At 63.3% G+C, this 15,833-nt stretch carries 14 protein-coding genes and 1 tRNA gene; 10 read left to right on the forward strand and 5 right to left on the reverse strand.

Annotated elements, in window-relative coordinates; translation table 11 throughout:
- Nucleotides 1–56: 56 nt before the first annotated feature.
- Genes NKJ58_RS25700 through NKJ58_RS25715 form a run of 4 tightly spaced genes read left to right on the forward strand, consistent with a single transcriptional unit; the run spans nt 57 to nt 1,603 of the window.
- Nucleotides 57–449, forward strand: a complete 393-nt coding sequence (locus NKJ58_RS25700; protein WP_023687162.1) for a VOC family protein — start codon at nt 57–59, stop codon at nt 447–449.
- A gap of 25 nt (nt 450–474) precedes the next feature.
- Nucleotides 475–696, forward strand: coding sequence for a hypothetical protein (locus tag NKJ58_RS25705; protein ID WP_023668396.1), 222 nt, complete (start codon nt 475–477; stop codon nt 694–696).
- Between the two features lie 3 nt (nt 697–699).
- Nucleotides 700–1,158, forward strand: coding sequence for a DUF1801 domain-containing protein (locus tag NKJ58_RS25710; RefSeq protein WP_023668395.1), 459 nt, complete (start codon nt 700–702; stop codon nt 1,156–1,158).
- A gap of 13 nt (nt 1,159–1,171) precedes the next feature.
- The gene (locus NKJ58_RS25715; protein ID WP_023668394.1) at nt 1,172–1,603 is read left to right on the forward strand and encodes a DUF1801 domain-containing protein; all 432 of its coding nucleotides are present in this window, start codon (nt 1,172–1,174) and stop codon (nt 1,601–1,603) included.
- Between the two features lie 5 nt (nt 1,604–1,608).
- Here NKJ58_RS25715 and NKJ58_RS25720 read toward each other — a convergent pair whose 3' ends face one another.
- Nucleotides 1,609–2,295 (reverse strand): HAD family hydrolase, encoded by a 687-nt coding sequence (locus NKJ58_RS25720; RefSeq protein ID WP_023740718.1) that lies wholly within the window; start codon nt 2,293–2,295, stop codon nt 1,609–1,611.
- A 188-nt stretch (nt 2,296–2,483) separates the two neighbouring features.
- Here NKJ58_RS25720 and NKJ58_RS25725 point away from each other — a divergent pair, with 188 nt between their 5' ends.
- Nucleotides 2,484–3,617: a site-specific DNA-methyltransferase gene (locus NKJ58_RS25725; protein ID WP_023687165.1), complete on the forward strand. Its 1,134-nt coding sequence runs from the start codon at nt 2,484–2,486 to the stop codon at nt 3,615–3,617.
- A gap of 219 nt (nt 3,618–3,836) precedes the next feature.
- Here NKJ58_RS25725 and NKJ58_RS25730 read toward each other — a convergent pair whose 3' ends face one another.
- Both NKJ58_RS25730 and mutY read right to left on the reverse strand, forming a co-directional pair.
- A complete protein-coding gene (locus NKJ58_RS25730) occupies nt 3,837–4,448 on the reverse strand; it encodes an HAD family hydrolase (protein WP_023818955.1) in 612 nt (203 codons plus the stop codon).
- A gap of 22 nt (nt 4,449–4,470) precedes the next feature.
- Entirely contained in the window at nt 4,471–5,592 is a 1,122-nt protein-coding gene (gene mutY, locus NKJ58_RS25735) for an A/G-specific adenine glycosylase (protein WP_023668390.1), read from the reverse strand.
- A gap of 50 nt (nt 5,593–5,642) precedes the next feature.
- On the opposite strand from mutY, the gene NKJ58_RS25740 reads away from it, so the two are divergent.
- The 4 genes from NKJ58_RS25740 to NKJ58_RS25755 all read left to right on the forward strand — a co-directional run bounded on the left by NKJ58_RS25740 (nt 5,643) and on the right by NKJ58_RS25755 (nt 12,115).
- On the forward strand, nt 5,643–6,149 hold the full coding sequence (locus tag NKJ58_RS25740; RefSeq protein ID WP_023687168.1) for a DUF721 domain-containing protein: 507 nt from the start codon (nt 5,643–5,645) through the stop codon (nt 6,147–6,149).
- A gap of 167 nt (nt 6,150–6,316) precedes the next feature.
- On the forward strand, nt 6,317–7,048 hold the full coding sequence (locus NKJ58_RS25745; RefSeq protein ID WP_023687169.1) for a DsbA family protein: 732 nt from the start codon (nt 6,317–6,319) through the stop codon (nt 7,046–7,048).
- A gap of 69 nt (nt 7,049–7,117) precedes the next feature.
- The gene (gene smc, locus NKJ58_RS25750) at nt 7,118–10,576 is read left to right on the forward strand and encodes a chromosome segregation protein SMC (protein ID WP_352520002.1); all 3,459 of its coding nucleotides are present in this window, start codon (nt 7,118–7,120) and stop codon (nt 10,574–10,576) included.
- A gap of 1,230 nt (nt 10,577–11,806) precedes the next feature.
- Entirely contained in the window at nt 11,807–12,115 is a 309-nt protein-coding gene (locus tag NKJ58_RS25755) for a hypothetical protein (protein ID WP_023670691.1), read from the forward strand.
- Nucleotides 12,116–12,232: 117 nt separating this feature from the next.
- Here the strand turns inward: NKJ58_RS25755 and NKJ58_RS25760 are convergent.
- Nucleotides 12,233–12,307, reverse strand: a tRNA-Gln gene (locus NKJ58_RS25760).
- Nucleotides 12,308–12,417: 110 nt separating this feature from the next.
- Nucleotides 12,418–12,762 carry a VOC family protein gene (locus tag NKJ58_RS25765; RefSeq protein ID WP_352854094.1) on the reverse strand — a complete coding sequence of 115 codons (345 nt, stop codon included), beginning with the start codon at nt 12,760–12,762 and terminating at the stop codon, nt 12,418–12,420.
- Nucleotides 12,763–12,977: 215 nt separating this feature from the next.
- Between NKJ58_RS25765 and ppdK the strand changes: the two genes are divergently transcribed.
- The gene (ppdK, locus tag NKJ58_RS25770) at nt 12,978–15,683 is read left to right on the forward strand and encodes a pyruvate, phosphate dikinase (RefSeq protein WP_352520003.1); all 2,706 of its coding nucleotides are present in this window, start codon (nt 12,978–12,980) and stop codon (nt 15,681–15,683) included.
- Nucleotides 15,684–15,833 lie beyond the last annotated feature (150 nt).

Raw genomic sequence — 15,833 nt, forward strand, 5'->3', positions numbered from 1 at the left:
GCCTGCCGGTACCATGCCCTGATCGCGGGGCACCGAATGCAAAAAGGAGGAAATCGATGAAGATCAAGCTGACCAGCGTCTATGTGGACAACCAGGACAACGCACTGCGCTTCTACACCGACGTGCTGGGCTTTGCTGTGAAGGCCGATTTCAGCAATGGGGCTTTTCGTTGGCTGACCGTCATCTCACCCGATGAGCCCGAGGGAGCCGAGCTACAGCTGGCGCTCAACGACAACCCGGCCGCCAAGGCCTACCAGCAGGCCATCTTCAAGCAGGGGCAGCCCGCGCTCATGCTGTTCACCGACGACGTCAAGGGTGATTACGAGCGCATCAAGGGACGCGGCGGTGCGTTCGCCATGGCGCCGACAGAAGTGACCGGCTCGACTATCGCCCAGCTCAACGACAGCTGCGGCAATCTCATCCAGATCACCCAACTGGCGCGTTGGTAGGCGCTGGTTTCAAGAGGAAGTTGCAATGAACTTGAGCAAATGGATACGTCAAACCCATCGTTGGCTGTCGATCATCTTCACGCTGACCGTGGCAGCCAATTTCATCACCATGGCGTTCGGGCAACCTCCGGCCTGGGTGGTCTATTCGCCGCTGCTGCCGCTATTCCTGCTGCTGTTCAGCGGCCTCTACATGTTCGTGCTGCCTTACGTCGCGAGATCGCGTGGCGAGCAGGGCGCGCAAGGGTAGGACATGGCCAAGGCGCCGGGAAAATCGAAGGTCGCAAAACCGGCCCCAGACAAGCCGGAAAAGCCGGTCCTGCTTTCGGGCGGCAACCCGCAGATCCCGAAGGCCTATGGGGACGCTCCGGTGCAGGCCTATATTGCTGCCATGCCGGGCTGGAAAAGCGATGTCGGGCGCTGGATCGACGCACTTATCGTCAGCGCCGTCCCCAGCGTCTGCAAGGCGGTGAAGTGGAACTCACCGTTCTATGGCATCGAGGGCGAGGGTTGGTTCCTCAGCCTGCATTGCTTCACCAGATACGTCAAAGTCGCCTTCTTTCGCGGCACGTCGCTCGATCCTGTGCCTCCCGGCGGTTCCAGGCAAAAGGAAGTGCGCTATCTCGACATCCATGAAGGCGAAGAGATCGACGAAGCCCGCTTCGCCTCCTGGGTGAGCCAGGCCAGCCGATTGCCCGGCGAGAAGATGTGAACGGAGGCAGACCATGAAGGTCAGCATGTCGAGCAAGGACGAGGGAGGCGCCTCTGCCTCCGAGCGGATAGATGCCCGAATCCGGGAGCTGGACGATTGGCGGGGCAAGACGTTGGCCAGCCTGCGCAAGACCATCCTCGACGCCGACCCGGAAATCATCGAGGAGTGGAAGTGGATGGGCAGCCCGGTATGGTCGCGCGACGGCATGATCGCCGTCGGCAACGCTCACAAGGACAAGGTGAAGCTGACCTTTTCTCACGGCGCCAGCCTGCCGGATCCCGACAGGCTGTTCAACAACGGGCTCAACGGCAAGGTGTGGCGCGCCATCGATGTGGCGGAGGGCGACGAGATCGATGCGGATGCGCTGAAAGCGCTCGTCCGTGCCGCGATTGCCTACAACAGGGCAAAGAAGAAACCGGCCAAGTCGGCCAAAGCCAAGGACTGATCGGTTCAGGCGTCCGACCATTCCGACAGAGCGGCAACCACACTTTTCAGTTCGGCCCAGCGGCGGATGACGGTTTCGGCGCCGGCTTCGGTCAGCACATCGGCATGGCCGGGATAGCTGTGCGCGGCGCCGGTGAAGCCGATCACGCGCATGCCAGCGGCCCTGGCGCCGGTGACGCCGTGCACCGAATCCTCGATGACGAAGATGTTTGCCGGATTGGCGTTGAGTTGCTGCGCCGCGATCAGGAACACATCCGGCGCGGGCTTGGTTTTCTTGCTTGGTATTTCCAGCGCTGAAAAAATCCGGCCGGCGAAGAACGGCAGCAGGCCCACTTTCTCGAGCATGAACTCGATCCGCTCCAAGCGTGAGTTCGAGCAGACGCAGCGCGGCGCGGTGACCGCGGCGACCGCCTCGCGCACGCCGTCGATGGCGCGCACGTCGCTGCGCAGTTTGCGGTCGACCAGCTCTTCGGCCCGGTCGATCATCGAGGCCTGGAACGGGATGGCGGATTTTTGCTCGACCCGCATCATGATGTCCTTGAAGGTCAGTCCGGCATAGGTTTCGGCGTATTCCTCAGCCGAGATTTCATATCCGGCCAAGGTCAGCAATTCGGCCTCGACGCGGGCTGCGATGATTTCGGAATCGACGAGCACGCCGTCGCAATCGAAGATGACAAGATCTGGCTGGGGCATGGCAATCCGAACGAGGGAGGGTGATGGAGGCCCGGCAAGGCTCAAGCGGCGCGACATACACCAACGGGCCGGGCTGCGCAAATTGACGACGTCAGGGCTGCCTGGACCGTTGCGTCCTTCACCGAATATTTACGCTGATCGGTAACCATAACGGGGAGTAAACAGTAACGCGTGCCTTGGGTGTAAAAATGTCTGCCGTGCGTCTTCTCGCCGACCTCTCCCACGCCCCCCAGCAATCCGAGTGGCTGGACACGATCCTCAAGGGCGATTGTGTCGCCGCGCTCGACCGGCTGCCGGAAAAATCCATCGACGTCATCTTCGCCGATCCGCCTTACAATCTGCAACTCGACGGCGATTTGCACCGGCCCGACCAGTCCAAGGTCGACGCCGTCGACGATGACTGGGACCAGTTCGAGAGTTTCGAGGCCTATGACGCCTTCACCCGCGCCTGGCTCCTGGCGGCACGCCGCGTGCTGAAGCCGAATGGCACCATCTGGGTCATCGGCTCCTACCACAACATCTTCCGCGTCGGCGCCAAGATGCAGGATCTCGGCTTCTGGATCCTCAACGATGTCGTCTGGCGCAAGACCAACCCAATGCCTAATTTCCGCGGTCGCCGCTTCCAGAACGCGCATGAGACCATGATCTGGGCCTCGCGCGACCAGAAGGGCAAGGGCTATACCTTCAACTACGAAGCCATGAAGGCATCGAACGACGACATCCAGATGCGCTCCGACTGGCTGTTCCCGATCTGCACTGGCGGCGAGCGGCTGAAGAACGACAATGGCGACAAGCTGCATCCGACGCAGAAGCCGGAAGCGCTGCTCGCCCGCATCATGATGGCCTCGACCAAGCCGGGCGACATCGTGCTCGACCCGTTTTTCGGCTCCGGCACCACCGGCGCCGTGGCCAAGCGGCTTGGCCGCCATTTCGTCGGCATCGAGCGCGAACAGGCCTATATCGACGCCGCCAATGAGCGCATCGATGCGGTGCGGCCGCTGGAAAGCGCCGATCTCGCCGTGCTCACCGGCAAGCGCGCCGAGCCGCGCGTCGCCTTTGTCAGCCTCATCGATACCGGGCTTATGCAGCCCGGCGCCACGCTTTACGATGCCAAGAAGCGCTGGTCGGCCAAGGTACGCGCCGACGGCACGGTTGCCATCGGTGACAGCGCCGGCTCGATCCACAAGATCGGCGCCGAAGTGCAGGGCCTGGACGCCTGCAACGGCTGGACCTTCTGGCACTATGAGCGCTCGGGCGGCCTGACCCCGATCGACGAACTGCGCCGCATCGCCAGGCTCGGCATGGAACGGGCAGGGGCCTGACGCTACCACATAAAGGTCGGCGCCCTACGGCGCCCCCCTCTGGCCTGCCGGCCATCTCCCCCACGAGGGGGGAGATCGCGCGCTTCATTGTTTTCGCCAACCTTCAACGTTGTAAGAAAGAGCCGTCGGCGAGGCTGCCAATCTCCCCCCTCGTGGGGGAGATGCCCGGCAGGGCAGAGGGGGGCGCCATAAAGCGCTACCTCGACCCCTCTGCGTAGCTCAGGTCGCGATGCCATACCGCTCAAGGTCCGCCTTGAGCGTTTTTGCATCTGTGAACAGCACAGCATTCCAGCCAGCCGCCCTGGCTCCGTCGACATTCCTGGGGCTGTCGTCGATGAACAGCGTGGCGGAGGGCTCCAGGCCGAACGCGACCACGTGATGGTCGTAGATGGCGCGGTCGGGCTTGATCTCACGGATATCGGCCGACACGGTCACGCCGCGCGGGCGGCTAAGGAAATCGAAGCGCAGTCTTGCCTCGGCAAGCGTGTCGGCGGCGAAGTTCGTCAGCATGGTCACGTCGCGGCCGCTCTCGATCAGGCCGAGCATGATGGCGACGCTGTCCTCATAGGCATGCGGCACCATGTCGTTCCAATAGCGCCGGAAATTGCGAATGTTTTCAGCATGATCCGGGTAATCCGCGATCAGCAGCGCTTCCGCCTCTTCCCACGTCCGGCCACGATCCTGCTCGATGTTCCAGTCATGCGTGCAGACATTGTCGAAGAACCACTTGCGCTCTTCGGCATCGGGAATGAGGCGGCTGAACGGAATGTTCGGATCGTAGTGGAGCAAGACGCGGCCGATGTCGAACACGATATGGCGGATTTCACTCATTTCTGGCCTTTCAAAGCGAATGCTAGTCAATTGGGCGGTGTTTTTTGGTTGCGCCCGGTATCGCTGCTTCGATGACCTTTTTCATGACGGTCGGCAGCGCTTCTCCGGAAATGTCATGGGCCAGCGACCAGAAATGCCCTTCCGGCGCATCACTTTTCACTTGAGCGTGAAAAACTTCGAGCTCGAGCGCGAAATGGGTGAAGACATGCGCGATCTCTCCAGCGCGCCGCCAGTCGGCAGGGAAGGGCGCTGCCTCCGAAGTGGTTGCACCGTCGATCCGCGCTGTCCAACCTGTGGTCGGCACCTCGGTCATGCCGCCGAGCAGGCCCTTGTCAGGCCGCTTGCGCAACAGGATGGCGCCGTCGCCGCGCTCGGCGACGAAGGCGGCACCCCGCCTGAGTGGTTTGTCGACCTTGGGCAGGCGGACCGGAAAGCGCTCGGGGTCGCCGGACAGGATGGCGCTGCAATCCTCGCGCACCGGGCACAGCATGCAGCGCGGCCGTCTTGGCGTGCAGATCGTGGCGCCAAGGTCCATCATTGCCTGGGCGAAGTCGCCCGGCCTTGTCTGCGGAACCAGTCTTGCGACGAGCGCGCGGATTTCAGGCTTTGCCTCGCTGAGCCGCGTTGCGATCGAATAGAGCCGCGAGATGACACGTTCGACATTGCCGTCGACGACCGCCGCCGGACGGTCGAAGGCGATCGCCGCGATCGCCGCCGCCGTATAGGCGCCGATCCCCGGCAATTCCCTCAATCCCGTTTCGTTGTCGGGAAAACGGCCGCCCTGGCTCGCAACCAGATCGGCGCAGGCCTTGAGGTTGCGCGCCCGTGAATAATAGCCGAGCCCGGCCCAGGCCTTCATCACATCCTCGGCCGGCGCAGCCGCCAGCGCCTTCACATCAGGCCATTTCTCGACAAAGGCGCGAAAATAGGATTTTACCGCTTCGACCGTGGTCTGCTGCAGCATCACTTCCGAAAGCCAGATGCGATAGGGGTCCGGCCGTGCACCGCCGGCCGCGGCGTGCGGCGTGATCCGCCACGGCAGTTCGCGATGGTGCGCGTCGTACCAGGCAAGCAGACGCGCGGCGATCTCTCCCGATAGAGTTGGTCCGGATGCGGCCTTGCGGGTCTGTTCGTGCAGTGCCATTGATCGCGGGCTGGCTCTAGGCTGGTGAGGAGCGTGGCTGGAGAACGTACATGGCAGGGAGAACGCCTTACGGCAATCCCGTTCCGGTGAGCGATCTCGCGACCGCGATCCTCGACCCCGTGCTGCGCAAGCGGGCCGGCATTTCGATCGGGCTGGTGCAGTCATGGGAAGAGATCGCCGGCCCCAGGCTCGCCGGCCATTCGCGCCCCGAAAAAATCCAGTGGCCGCGCCGCATGCATGAGGACGATCCGTTCGAGCCGGCGGTGCTGGTCATCGCCTGCGAGGGCATGGCCGCGCTGCACCTACAGCACGAGACCGGCGAGATCATCAACCGCGTCAATGCCTTTCTCGGCTTCAACGCGATCGGCAGGATCCGGATCGTGCAAAAGCCGGTGCTGAGGGACAAAGCCCGGCCGAAACCGACGCCGAGAGCACTGACTTCTGTCGAAAAGGCCAAATTGTCCGATACCGTCGGCAAGATCGAGGATGAAGGCTTGCGCGCCTCGCTGGAGCGTCTTGGCGCCACAATTCTTGGCCAAAGGAAGCGGCCAAGGTAATCAACCGGTAATCAGTCGGTCATGAACGCGTCATCTATCTCGCGCATTCGTGATCCTGCATGTAGAGTTTGGCGATTGGAATGGGGACGGCGATGCCTTAATTCCCGCCAACTCTCGCCTTTTCTAGCCTTTGCGTTGCAAAATCAAACCACAGTCAGGTGATTCGCATGAACCGTAGCTTGTCCCGCAGAAACCTCCTGTCTTCGCTGGCCGTCATTCCGGCAGTGGCTATGCTCGCCGCATGCAGCGATTCAGGCGAGGATGCCAAAGCAGCGGATGTGAAGCCTGCGGCTCCCGCGGTGCCTGCTTCGACGCCTGCCACTCCGGCCGCCGTCAAGGTCCCGGAGTCTTCCGGCAATGTCGACATGGCCGAACTGCTGAAGCCCGGCGCTTTGCCCGACAAGCAGCTCGGCAAGGATGACGCCAAGGTCACCATCGTCGAATATGCTTCGATGACCTGCCCGCATTGTGCGCATTTCGCGGCGACCACCTTCCCTGAGTTGAAGACCAAATACATCGACACCGGCAAGGCGCGTTACATCCTGCGCGAATTCCCGTTCGATCCGAGCGCCGAGGCCGGTTTCATGCTGGCGCGCTGTTCGAAGGACAATTATTTCCCGATGGTCGACGTGCTGTTCAAGCAGCAGGCCAACTGGGTCGGCGTCAACAATACCAAGGATGCGCTGCTGCAGATCTCCAAGCTCGCCGGTTTTACACAGGAGTCCTTCGAGGCCTGCTTGACGGACCAGAAACTTCTGGACGATGTGAGATCGGTCCAGAAGCGCGGCGCCGATGAATTCAAGGTCGACTCGACGCCGACCTTCTTCATCAACGGGAAAACCTACAAAGGTGCGATGTCGATTGAGGAAATATCGGCCATCATCGACCCTCTGCTCTGACGTCCAGGCGGCGCCGGAGCGACTGCGCTTCGGCGTCAGCGCACCTTTGTGCCTTCCAGGCAGGCGCGAATGAAGTTTTCGCGCCTTCGCCTCCTCGGCTTCAAGTCCTTCGTCGAACCCGGCGAGTTCGTCATCGAACGTGGCCTGACCGGCATTGTCGGGCCGAATGGCTGCGGCAAGTCGAACCTTGTCGAGGCGATGCGCTGGGTGATGGGCGAAAGCTCATACAAGAACATGCGCGCGTCCGGCATGGACGACGTGATCTTTTCCGGCTCGGGAACGCGCCCGGCCCGCAACACCGCCGAAGTCACGCTGTTCCTCGACAATAGCGACCGGACCGCGCCCGCCGCCTTCAACGACGCCGATGAATTGCAAGTGTCGCGCCGCATCGAGCGCGAAGCCGGCTCGCTCTACCGCATCAACGGCAAGGAAGCCCGCGCCAAGGACGTGCAGCTTCTGTTCGCCGACCAGTCGACCGGCGCGCGCTCGCCTTCCATGGTCGGACAGGGCCGCATCGGCGAACTGATCCAGGCCAAGCCGCAGGCGCGCCGCGCGCTGCTCGAAGAGGCCGCCGGCATTTCCGGCCTGCACACGCGCCGTCACGAGGCCGAGCTTCGGCTGAAGGCGGCCGAACAAAATCTGGAACGGCTGGACGATGTCGTCGGCGAACTGGAGAGCCAGATCGAAAGCCTTAAGCGCCAGGCGCGCCAGGCATCGCGCTTCAAGAACCTGTCGGCCGATATCCGCAAGGCGGAAGCCACGCTCTTGCATCTGCGCTGGACTTTGGCCAAAACCCAGGAGGGCGATGCGCGTTCGGCATTGGCGGTTGCCACAGCTCTGGTCGGCGACCGCGCCGCCGCCCAGATGGCTGCCGCCCGTGAGCAAGGCATCGGCGCCCACCGGCTGCCCGATCTGCGCGATGCCGAGGCCGCCGCGGCTGCCGCCTTCCAGCGCCTGTCGATCGCCAAGGCTCAGATCGAGGAGGAGGCTGGCCGCATCCGCGCCCGCCAGGCCGAACTGGAGCGCCGGCTGCAGCAGCTCGACGGCGACATCGCCCGCGAGGAGCGCATGGTCCGCGACAATGCGGATATTCTTGAGCGCCTGCGCGAGGAAGAAGCCACGCTCAACTCCGAAAATGCCGGCGCCGCCGAGCGCGAGGCCACGACGCGGGCCGCTTTCGAGCAGGCCGGCGCAACGCTGTCGCAGAGCGAAGCAAAGCTCGCTGCGCTGACCGCCGAACGCGCGGAGGCTGCCGCCTCGCGCAATCAGATCGAGCGCACGCTGCGCGAAAACGCCGAACGCCGCGACCGCTTTGCCCGCCAGCTGGCCGACGTCGACCGCGAATTGTCCGAAATTGTGTCGAAGGTTGCGGGCTTGCCTGACCCGGCCGAAAAACGTGCTCTGGTCGAGGACGCGCTCGCCCGGCTGGAGGAAGCCGAGGCCGGCGCCATTGCTGCCGAACAGGCGGTCGCCGAGGCGCGCGCCACCGAGAGTGCCGCCCGTCCGCCGCTGCAGGATGCCAGGGCCGAACTCGCCGGCATCGAGACCGAAGCCCGCACGCTGGCCAAGATCCTCAATGCCGCCAGCGGCGATCTTTTCCCGTCGGTGCTGGAGCAACTCAGCGTCGAACGCGGCTATGAGACGGCCCTTGGTGCTGCGCTTGGCGAGGACCTCGACGTGCCGCTCGACCGCAGCGCGCCGGTGCATTGGGGCGAAAGCCAGGTTCAACCAGGCGATGCGGCCTTGCCGGAAGGCATCAAGAGCCTCGCCAGCGTGGTGCGCGCGCCTTCGCAGCTTGCCCGCCGACTGGCGCAGATCGGCATTGTCGACGCGGCTAATGGCCGCCGCCTGCAGACGCTGCTTGCGCCCGGCCAGCGGCTGGTCAGCCGCGATGGCGCGCTGTGGCGCTGGGACGGGCTGACCGCCAGCGCCGATGCACCGACCGCGGCGGCGCAAAGGCTGGCGCAGAAGAACCGGCTGGCCGAGCTCGATGCCGAGGCGGTGCAGGCGGCGCAGATCGTTCGCGAGGCCGAAGCCGCCCTTGCCCAGGCCGAACAGGCGCTGCGCCAGGCGAGCGAGGCCGAACGCAATGCCCGCCAGGCAGGGCGCGATGCCCAGCACGGCCTGGACGCCGCCCGCAACGCCTTGGCCGAGGCCGAAAAGGCCGGCGGCGAATTGGCAAGCCGCCGCGCCGCGCTCGACGAGGCGCGCGCGCGCATCGTCGACAGCCATGAAGAGACGGCCGCCGCCTTCGCCGAGGCCGAAATGCTGCTGCAGGACGCCCCCGATCTCGGCGACCTGCAACTTCAGCTCGAACAGACCGCCGCCAATGTCAGCCGCGATCGCGCAACCTTGGCCGACGCGCGTGCCGTCCATGAAGGCCTGCGCCGCGAAGCCGAGGCGCGCACGCGCCGGCTCGATGCCATCGGCGCCGAGCGCAGCAACTGGCTGCAGCGGGCCGAAAACGCCTCGACCCAGATCGCCTCTCTCGGCGAGCGCAGGGCCGAGGCCGAGGCCGAGCGCGAAACGCTGGCCGACGCCCCCGACGAGATCGACGCCAGGCGGCGCGCGCTGCTGTCGCAGCTGACCGAGGCAGAGACCTTGCGCAAGGCGGCCGCCGACCGCTTGCAGGAGGCCGAGAACAAGCAGGCCGAGCTGGACAAGGCCGCCACCGCGGCGATCCAGTCGCTGGCCGATTCCCGCGAAACCCGCGTCCGCGCCGAAGAGCGTTTGACCGCCGCCGATGAGCGCCGGCTCGAGGTCGAGGCGCGCATCCAGGAAACGCTGAACACGCCGCCGCATCTGGTCATTCGCCATACTGGCCTGGAAGCCGACAGCCCGATGCCCGAAATGGCCGAGATCGAGCGCCAGCTCGACCGGCTGAAGGTTGAGCGCGAGCGGCTCGGCGCCGTCAATCTGCGCGCCGAGGAAGAGCAGAAGGAACTGTCGGACCGGCTGGAGGCCATCGTTTCCGAGCGCGAGGACATCATCGAGGCAATCCGCAAACTGAGGCAAGCGATCCAGAGCCTGAACCGCGAAGGCCGCGAACGGCTGCTTGCCGCTTTCGAGGTGGTCAACGGCCATTTCCAGCGGCTGTTCTCGCATCTGTTCGGTGGCGGCACGGCCGAATTGCAGCTGATCGAATCCGACGACCCGCTCGAAGCCGGGCTCGAAATCCTGGCCCGTCCGCCCGGCAAGAAGCCGCAGACCATGACGCTGCTGTCCGGCGGCGAGCAGGCGCTGACGGCGATGTCGCTTATCTTTGCCGTGTTCCTGACCAATCCGGCGCCGATCTGCGTGCTCGACGAAGTCGACGCGCCGCTCGACGATCACAATGTCGAACGCTTCTGCAACCTTATGGACGAAATGGCCGCGACCACCGAGACGCGCTTCGTCATCATCACCCACAACCCGATCACGATGGCGCGCATGAACCGCCTGTTCGGCGTGACCATGGCCGAGCAGGGCGTCAGCCAACTGGTCTCGGTCGATCTGCAGGCCGCCGAGGCGATGCGCGAGGCGAGCTGACGCAGCATGCTTTGTTGATTTCGTCGGCGATGGCGTCGATCCGACTGTTGCAACAGGACCGTCGCCCTTGCGACCTGCTTGCGACGCGCATTCTGTAAGGTTCGAAGAGAAGGAATTTAAGCACCACCTGAGAGCGAACGCCAAAGCCCACATGCAAAGCGCCCGGCCAACGCGAAAGCGATGCCTATAAGGCACAGATGGCAATAGGCTCCGACCGCAATTCAGCTGCCACGTTTATCGGAAGCCCAGGAAGCTCAGTATCGCAATCACGATAACGACTGCTCCGATGAGCCAGATTATGTTGTTCACCGTATCTCTCCCGAACTAGTTGCTGGGAGTGAACTCGTAAGAGCCTACTAATGTTCCCGCATTTTCTGCGTCGAAACAAAATGGCCGCCATCGCTTCGTCGATTGCCAGACCAAGGTCCGACCAGGGTATGACTGAAGTCCTGACGTCGGAGCCATAGGCCTGAAGGCGGGCAACCTATGCCCTCCCGATACATTGGAACCGGGCTGCCGAGCATGAGTCCCTTCATCGGTGGTCAATCGGGTGCCCGCCATTCCTGAGAGGTTAGCGGGCACCCGATTGTCGTGACACCGCCACGGCGTGCGTTTCAATAGCGAGGCTAACAGTGACCTTTGTCCAAAGATCTGTGCGTGACGGCGCAACCCGACCCGCAAACGACAACGACAGTCCTGCGGAAGTTTCTTCCGTTCTTGACCTCATACCATCGGCTGACGACGACAAGGTCGCTGAGCTTGTCAGGCGAACAGAGCGCCTGGCAATCGCAGTGGTTATCGGAATCGCGGTTCTGCTGATCTTGGCGCCGGTGGTTTACCTTGCACTTTCTTACGGGATCTGAGACGGCCCGACCTATGGGATCTGAAATGGCCTGATTGGTCTCGTAAATCTCACAAATTGTGCCGATGGTCTTCCTCGCAAGACAAGTGTTTCCCGTCACAGATCAGGAGATCGAACGCGACGACATAGAAGGGTCCTGTGCAGCGCTGCTTTGTCGAGTGGCGTAACCCTGGTGGTCGGCTTGAAAGAGCGCCTTTGCCAGAAGTTGCCAACAGGAGCTGCTGTCGTAACTTCTTCTTTCGATACGCCGTGTTGCACGGGAGCAGCCGTCACTGATCGCGCCCGGGGACCGACGACGCTACTCGGAACCAAAGGGATGGGACGCGGTTATCCCCGCGAAGGGATAATTAGCAGGTGGAGATATTACAATGAAAACAATGATCGTGAGCGCCTTGGCGCTGTTCATTGCCATGCCGACGATAGCTCCGGCAGCCGAAGCTGACGTGGTCATCACGACCCACCATCGACATCATCACAGGAGCGTAAAGGTCATCAATGACCAGGGTCAACGCCTTCATCACCGCAGACACGGCACGGTTGCCTTCTACGACCACGGCCGCAGACATCATCGCCGGGATACGGTCATCGTGACCGGCTCGATCGAGCGCAGCCATCATCGCTATTATCGACATCATCGGCATCATCCCGTCGTCATCCAGGACGACAACGATTACTGATCCTCTCCGCACGGCCCCGGCTCTGTCAACGGAGTCGGGGTCGCGTGGGAGTCAGATAGCTCCTGACGGCAGCCATCGATAAGTTCGGTAAATCATTGATTCCAAAGGCATGTGATTTGGCTGGGGCGCCAGGATTCGAACCTGGGAATGTCGGTACCAAAAACCGATGCCTTACCACTTGGCGACGCCCCAGCAAACGAGCTTTGCCCGCTGCGCGCGGCCTTATAGGACGAGCGGCACGAAAGCTCAATGCCGAGTTGGCCACTGTGCAAAACTGATCCACCGCTTGGCGCGGGGACGCGCTATTCGCCCCAGACCGCCAACTCGTTGCCAGCGGGATCGGTGAAATGGAACCGCCTGCCGCCCGGGAACGAGAATATCGGCTTAACGATCGTGCCGCCGGCGCTTTCGACAACGTCGAGCGTTGCTTCCAGATCCTGCGAATAGAGCACCGGCAATGGTTTCGCCGGCGCCTCCGCTGCATCGGCCTGGAAGCCGCCATCGAGCCCTTCGCCGAAGCCCGAATAGGTCGGCCCGTAATCGGTGAACGACCACGAGAAGGCGGCGCTGTAGAAAGCCTTGACGCTGTCCAGCGTTGCGCCGGTCGCGGGCAGTTCGAGATAGTCGAGTTTTCCGTTGAGTTTCATCACGCTGCTCCCAACTTGTTCCCTATATGTTCTATATCCTGGGCAGCGATCCGGCAAGTCTTTTCGACGCTGCTTTTGCTTAATCGATTGTAGTCGCCGGGCTTCGCTGCCACACCTTGCCTTTCGCACTGCAGCATAATAACGCTCGGGTCGGAACGCGGGGGAACCGGGTCTTGGCCCCGGTGTTCTATCTTCCGAGGACTTGGAGGGCGAGCATGACCAAATGGGTCTACACCTTCGGCGATGGCGCCGCGGAGGGACGTGCGGGCGACCGCAACCTTCTCGGCGGCAAGGGCGCCAATCTGGCCGAGATGTGCAGTCTTGGCCTGCCGGTGCCGCCGGGCTTCACCCTCACCACCGAAGTCTGCAACGCCTATTATGCCAACGGCAACAGCTATCCGGCCGCGTTGAAGGCCGACGTCGTCAAGGCGCTGGACCATATCGGGCAACTGACCGGGCGCCGTTTCGGCGATCCGTCGAAGCTGCTTCTGGTCTCGGTCCGCTCCGGGGCCAGGGCCTCGATGCCGGGCATGATGGACACCGTGCTCAATCTCGGCCTCAATGACGAGACGGTCGAGGCGCTGGCAGCCGATTCCGGCGATGCCCGCTTTGCCTATGACAGCTACCGCCGCTTCATCCAGATGTATTCCGATGTCGTCATGGGTCTCGACCACGAAGTGTTCGAGGAAATCCTCGAAGACCAGAAGGCCAGCCTCGGCCACGAGCTCGACACCGAACTGACAGCGCAGGAATGGCAGAGCGTCATTGCCCTCTACAAGGCCAAGGTCGAGGAGGAGCTCGACAGGCCGTTTCCACAGGACCCGCACGAGCAGCTGTGGGGGGCGATCGGCGCGGTGTTTTCCAGTTGGATGAACAACCGCGCCATCACCTACCGGCGCCTGCACGACATCCCGGAAAGCTGGGGCACGGCGGTCAATGTCCAGGCCATGGTGTTCGGCAATATGGGCGAGACGTCGGCCACTGGCGTCGCCTTCACCCGCAACCCCTCGACCGGCGAAAAGATGCTCTACGGCGAGTTCCTGGTGAACGCGCAGGGCGAGGATGTCGTGGCCGGCATCCGCACGCCGCAGAACATCACCGAGGCGGCGCGCATTGCCGCTGGCTCCGACAAGCCGTCGCTGCAGAAACTGATGCCGGACGCGTTCCGCTCCTTCGTCGACATCTCCGACCGCCTGGAACAGCACTACCGCGACATGCAGGATCTCGAATTCACCATCGAGCGCGGCAAATTGTGGATGCTGCAGACGCGTTCCGGCAAGCGCACCGCCAAGGCGGCGCTGAAGATCGCCGTCGAAATGGCGCGCGACAAGCTGATCACGACGGAGGAGGCGGTCGCCCGCATCGATCCGGCCTCGCTCGATCAGCTGTTGCATCCGACCATCGACCCCAAGGCCGCGCGCGATGTCATCGGCGTCGGCCTGCCGGCTTCTCCGGGCGCGGCGACCGGCGAGATTGTTTTCTCCTCGAGCGATGCCGAGGATCTGAAGACGCAAGGTCGCAAGGCAATCCTGGTGCGCATCGAAACCAGCCCCGAAGACATTCATGGGATGCATGCTTCGGAAGGCATCCTGACCACGCGCGGCGGCATGACCAGCCACGCCGCCGTGGTCGCGCGCGGCATGGGCAAGCCTTGCGTTTCGGGCGCCGGCTCGCTGCGTGTCGACTACAAGGCCGGCACGCTGATGTCGATGGGCCAGACCTTCCGCAAGGGCGACATCATCACCATCGATGGCAGCAACGGCCAGGTGCTGAAGGGCGCCGTGTCGATGCTGCAGCCGGAACTGTCGGGCGATTTCGCCGCCATCATGGAATGGGCCGATGCGGTGCGCCGCATGAAGGTGCGCACCAATGCCGAGACGCCGCTCGATGCGCGCATGGCGCGCTCCTTCGGCGCCGAAGGCATCGGTCTCTGCCGCACCGAGCACATGTTCTTCGACGGCGAGCGTATCGTCGCCATGCGCGAGATGATCCTGGCCGATACCGAGAAGGACCGCCGCACCGCGCTTGCCAAGCTGTTGCCGATGCAGCGCTCGGATTTCCTCGAACTGTTCGAGATCATGGCCGGCCTGCCGGTGACGATCCGGCTGCTCGATCCGCCGCTGCACGAATTCCTGCCCAAGACGGAAGCGGAGGTGGCGGAGGTCGCCGCCGCCATGAACGTCTCGCCCGACAAGCTCAGGCAGCGCACCGAAGCCTTGCACGAGTTCAACCCGATGCTCGGCCATCGCGGCTGCCGTCTCGCCGTCTCCTATCCCGAGATCGCCGAGATGCAGGCGCGCGCCATTTTCGAGGCAGCCGTCGAGGCCGGCAAGAAAGCCGGCGCGCTGGTCGTTCCCGAGATCATGGTGCCGCTGGTCGGCCTGGTGAAGGAGCTCGACTACGTCAAGGCGCGCATCGATGCGGTCGCCAAGGCTGTCATGGACGAGACCGGCGTCAAGATCGACTATCTCACCGGCACGATGATCGAGCTTCCGCGCGCGGCGATCCGCGCCCACGTCATCGCCGCTACGGCCGAGTTCTTCTCCTTCGGCACCAACGATCTCACCCAGACCACCTTCGGCATCTCGCGCGACGATGCGGCGTCCTTCCTCGAGACCTATCGGCAGAAAGGCATCATCGAGCAGGACCCGTTCGTCTCGCTCGACATCGAGGGCGTCGGCGAACTGGTGCGCATGGCTGCGCAAAAGGGCAGGGCGACGCGGCCCGACATCAAGCTCGGCATATGCGGCGAACATGGCGGCGATCCGGCCTCGATCCGCTTCTGCGAAGAGGTCGGCCTCGACTATGTTTCGTGCTCTCCCTACCGGGTGCCGATCGCAAGATTGGCCGCAGCCCAAGCCGCGGTGCAGATTGCCAAAACAGCAGTGCCGCGCCCCAAAAAGAGCGCCGCGGCATCCTGATTTCGACATAGTCATTTCGGCAGCGATGAAACGGCCACCCTGGGTGGCCGTTTGGCGCTAAGCTTACGATTTTGTAAGCAAATTCACGCTGATGTGCGCGGCTCAACACGCAATCCCGACATCGTTTCTGCCCAATTTCACGGCCCCCCA

It is taken from the genome of Mesorhizobium sp. M0139, assembly GCF_040322455.1.
Lineage (GTDB): Bacteria > Pseudomonadota > Alphaproteobacteria > Rhizobiales > Rhizobiaceae > Mesorhizobium.

What these genes read in the sequence shown, in the direction of transcription:
- smc (WP_352520002.1), top strand. Translation starts at nt 7,118, where the DNA reads ATGAAGTTTTCGCGCCTTCGCCTCCTCGGCTTCAAGTCCTTCGTCGAA.
- NKJ58_RS25700 (WP_023687162.1), top strand. Translation starts at nt 57, where the DNA reads ATGAAGATCAAGCTGACCAGCGTCTATGTGGACAACCAGGACAACGCA.
- NKJ58_RS25715 (WP_023668394.1), top strand. Translation starts at nt 1,172, where the DNA reads ATGAAGGTCAGCATGTCGAGCAAGGACGAGGGAGGCGCCTCTGCCTCC.
- ppdK (WP_352520003.1), top strand. Translation starts at nt 12,978, where the DNA reads ATGACCAAATGGGTCTACACCTTCGGCGATGGCGCCGCGGAGGGACGT.
- NKJ58_RS25755 (WP_023670691.1), top strand. Translation starts at nt 11,807, where the DNA reads ATGAAAACAATGATCGTGAGCGCCTTGGCGCTGTTCATTGCCATGCCG.
- NKJ58_RS25725 (WP_023687165.1), top strand. Translation starts at nt 2,484, where the DNA reads ATGTCTGCCGTGCGTCTTCTCGCCGACCTCTCCCACGCCCCCCAGCAA.
- mutY (WP_023668390.1), bottom strand. Translation starts at nt 5,592, where the DNA reads ATGGCACTGCACGAACAGACCCGCAAGGCCGCATCCGGACCAACTCTA.
- NKJ58_RS25730 (WP_023818955.1), bottom strand. Translation starts at nt 4,448, where the DNA reads ATGAGTGAAATCCGCCATATCGTGTTCGACATCGGCCGCGTCTTGCTC.
- NKJ58_RS25720 (WP_023740718.1), bottom strand. Translation starts at nt 2,295, where the DNA reads ATGCCCCAGCCAGATCTTGTCATCTTCGATTGCGACGGCGTGCTCGTC.
- NKJ58_RS25745 (WP_023687169.1), top strand. Translation starts at nt 6,317, where the DNA reads ATGAACCGTAGCTTGTCCCGCAGAAACCTCCTGTCTTCGCTGGCCGTC.
- NKJ58_RS25765 (WP_352854094.1), bottom strand. Translation starts at nt 12,762, where the DNA reads ATGAAACTCAACGGAAAACTCGACTATCTCGAACTGCCCGCGACCGGC.
- NKJ58_RS25710 (WP_023668395.1), top strand. Translation starts at nt 700, where the DNA reads ATGGCCAAGGCGCCGGGAAAATCGAAGGTCGCAAAACCGGCCCCAGAC.
- NKJ58_RS25740 (WP_023687168.1), top strand. Translation starts at nt 5,643, where the DNA reads ATGGCAGGGAGAACGCCTTACGGCAATCCCGTTCCGGTGAGCGATCTC.
- NKJ58_RS25705 (WP_023668396.1), top strand. Translation starts at nt 475, where the DNA reads ATGAACTTGAGCAAATGGATACGTCAAACCCATCGTTGGCTGTCGATC.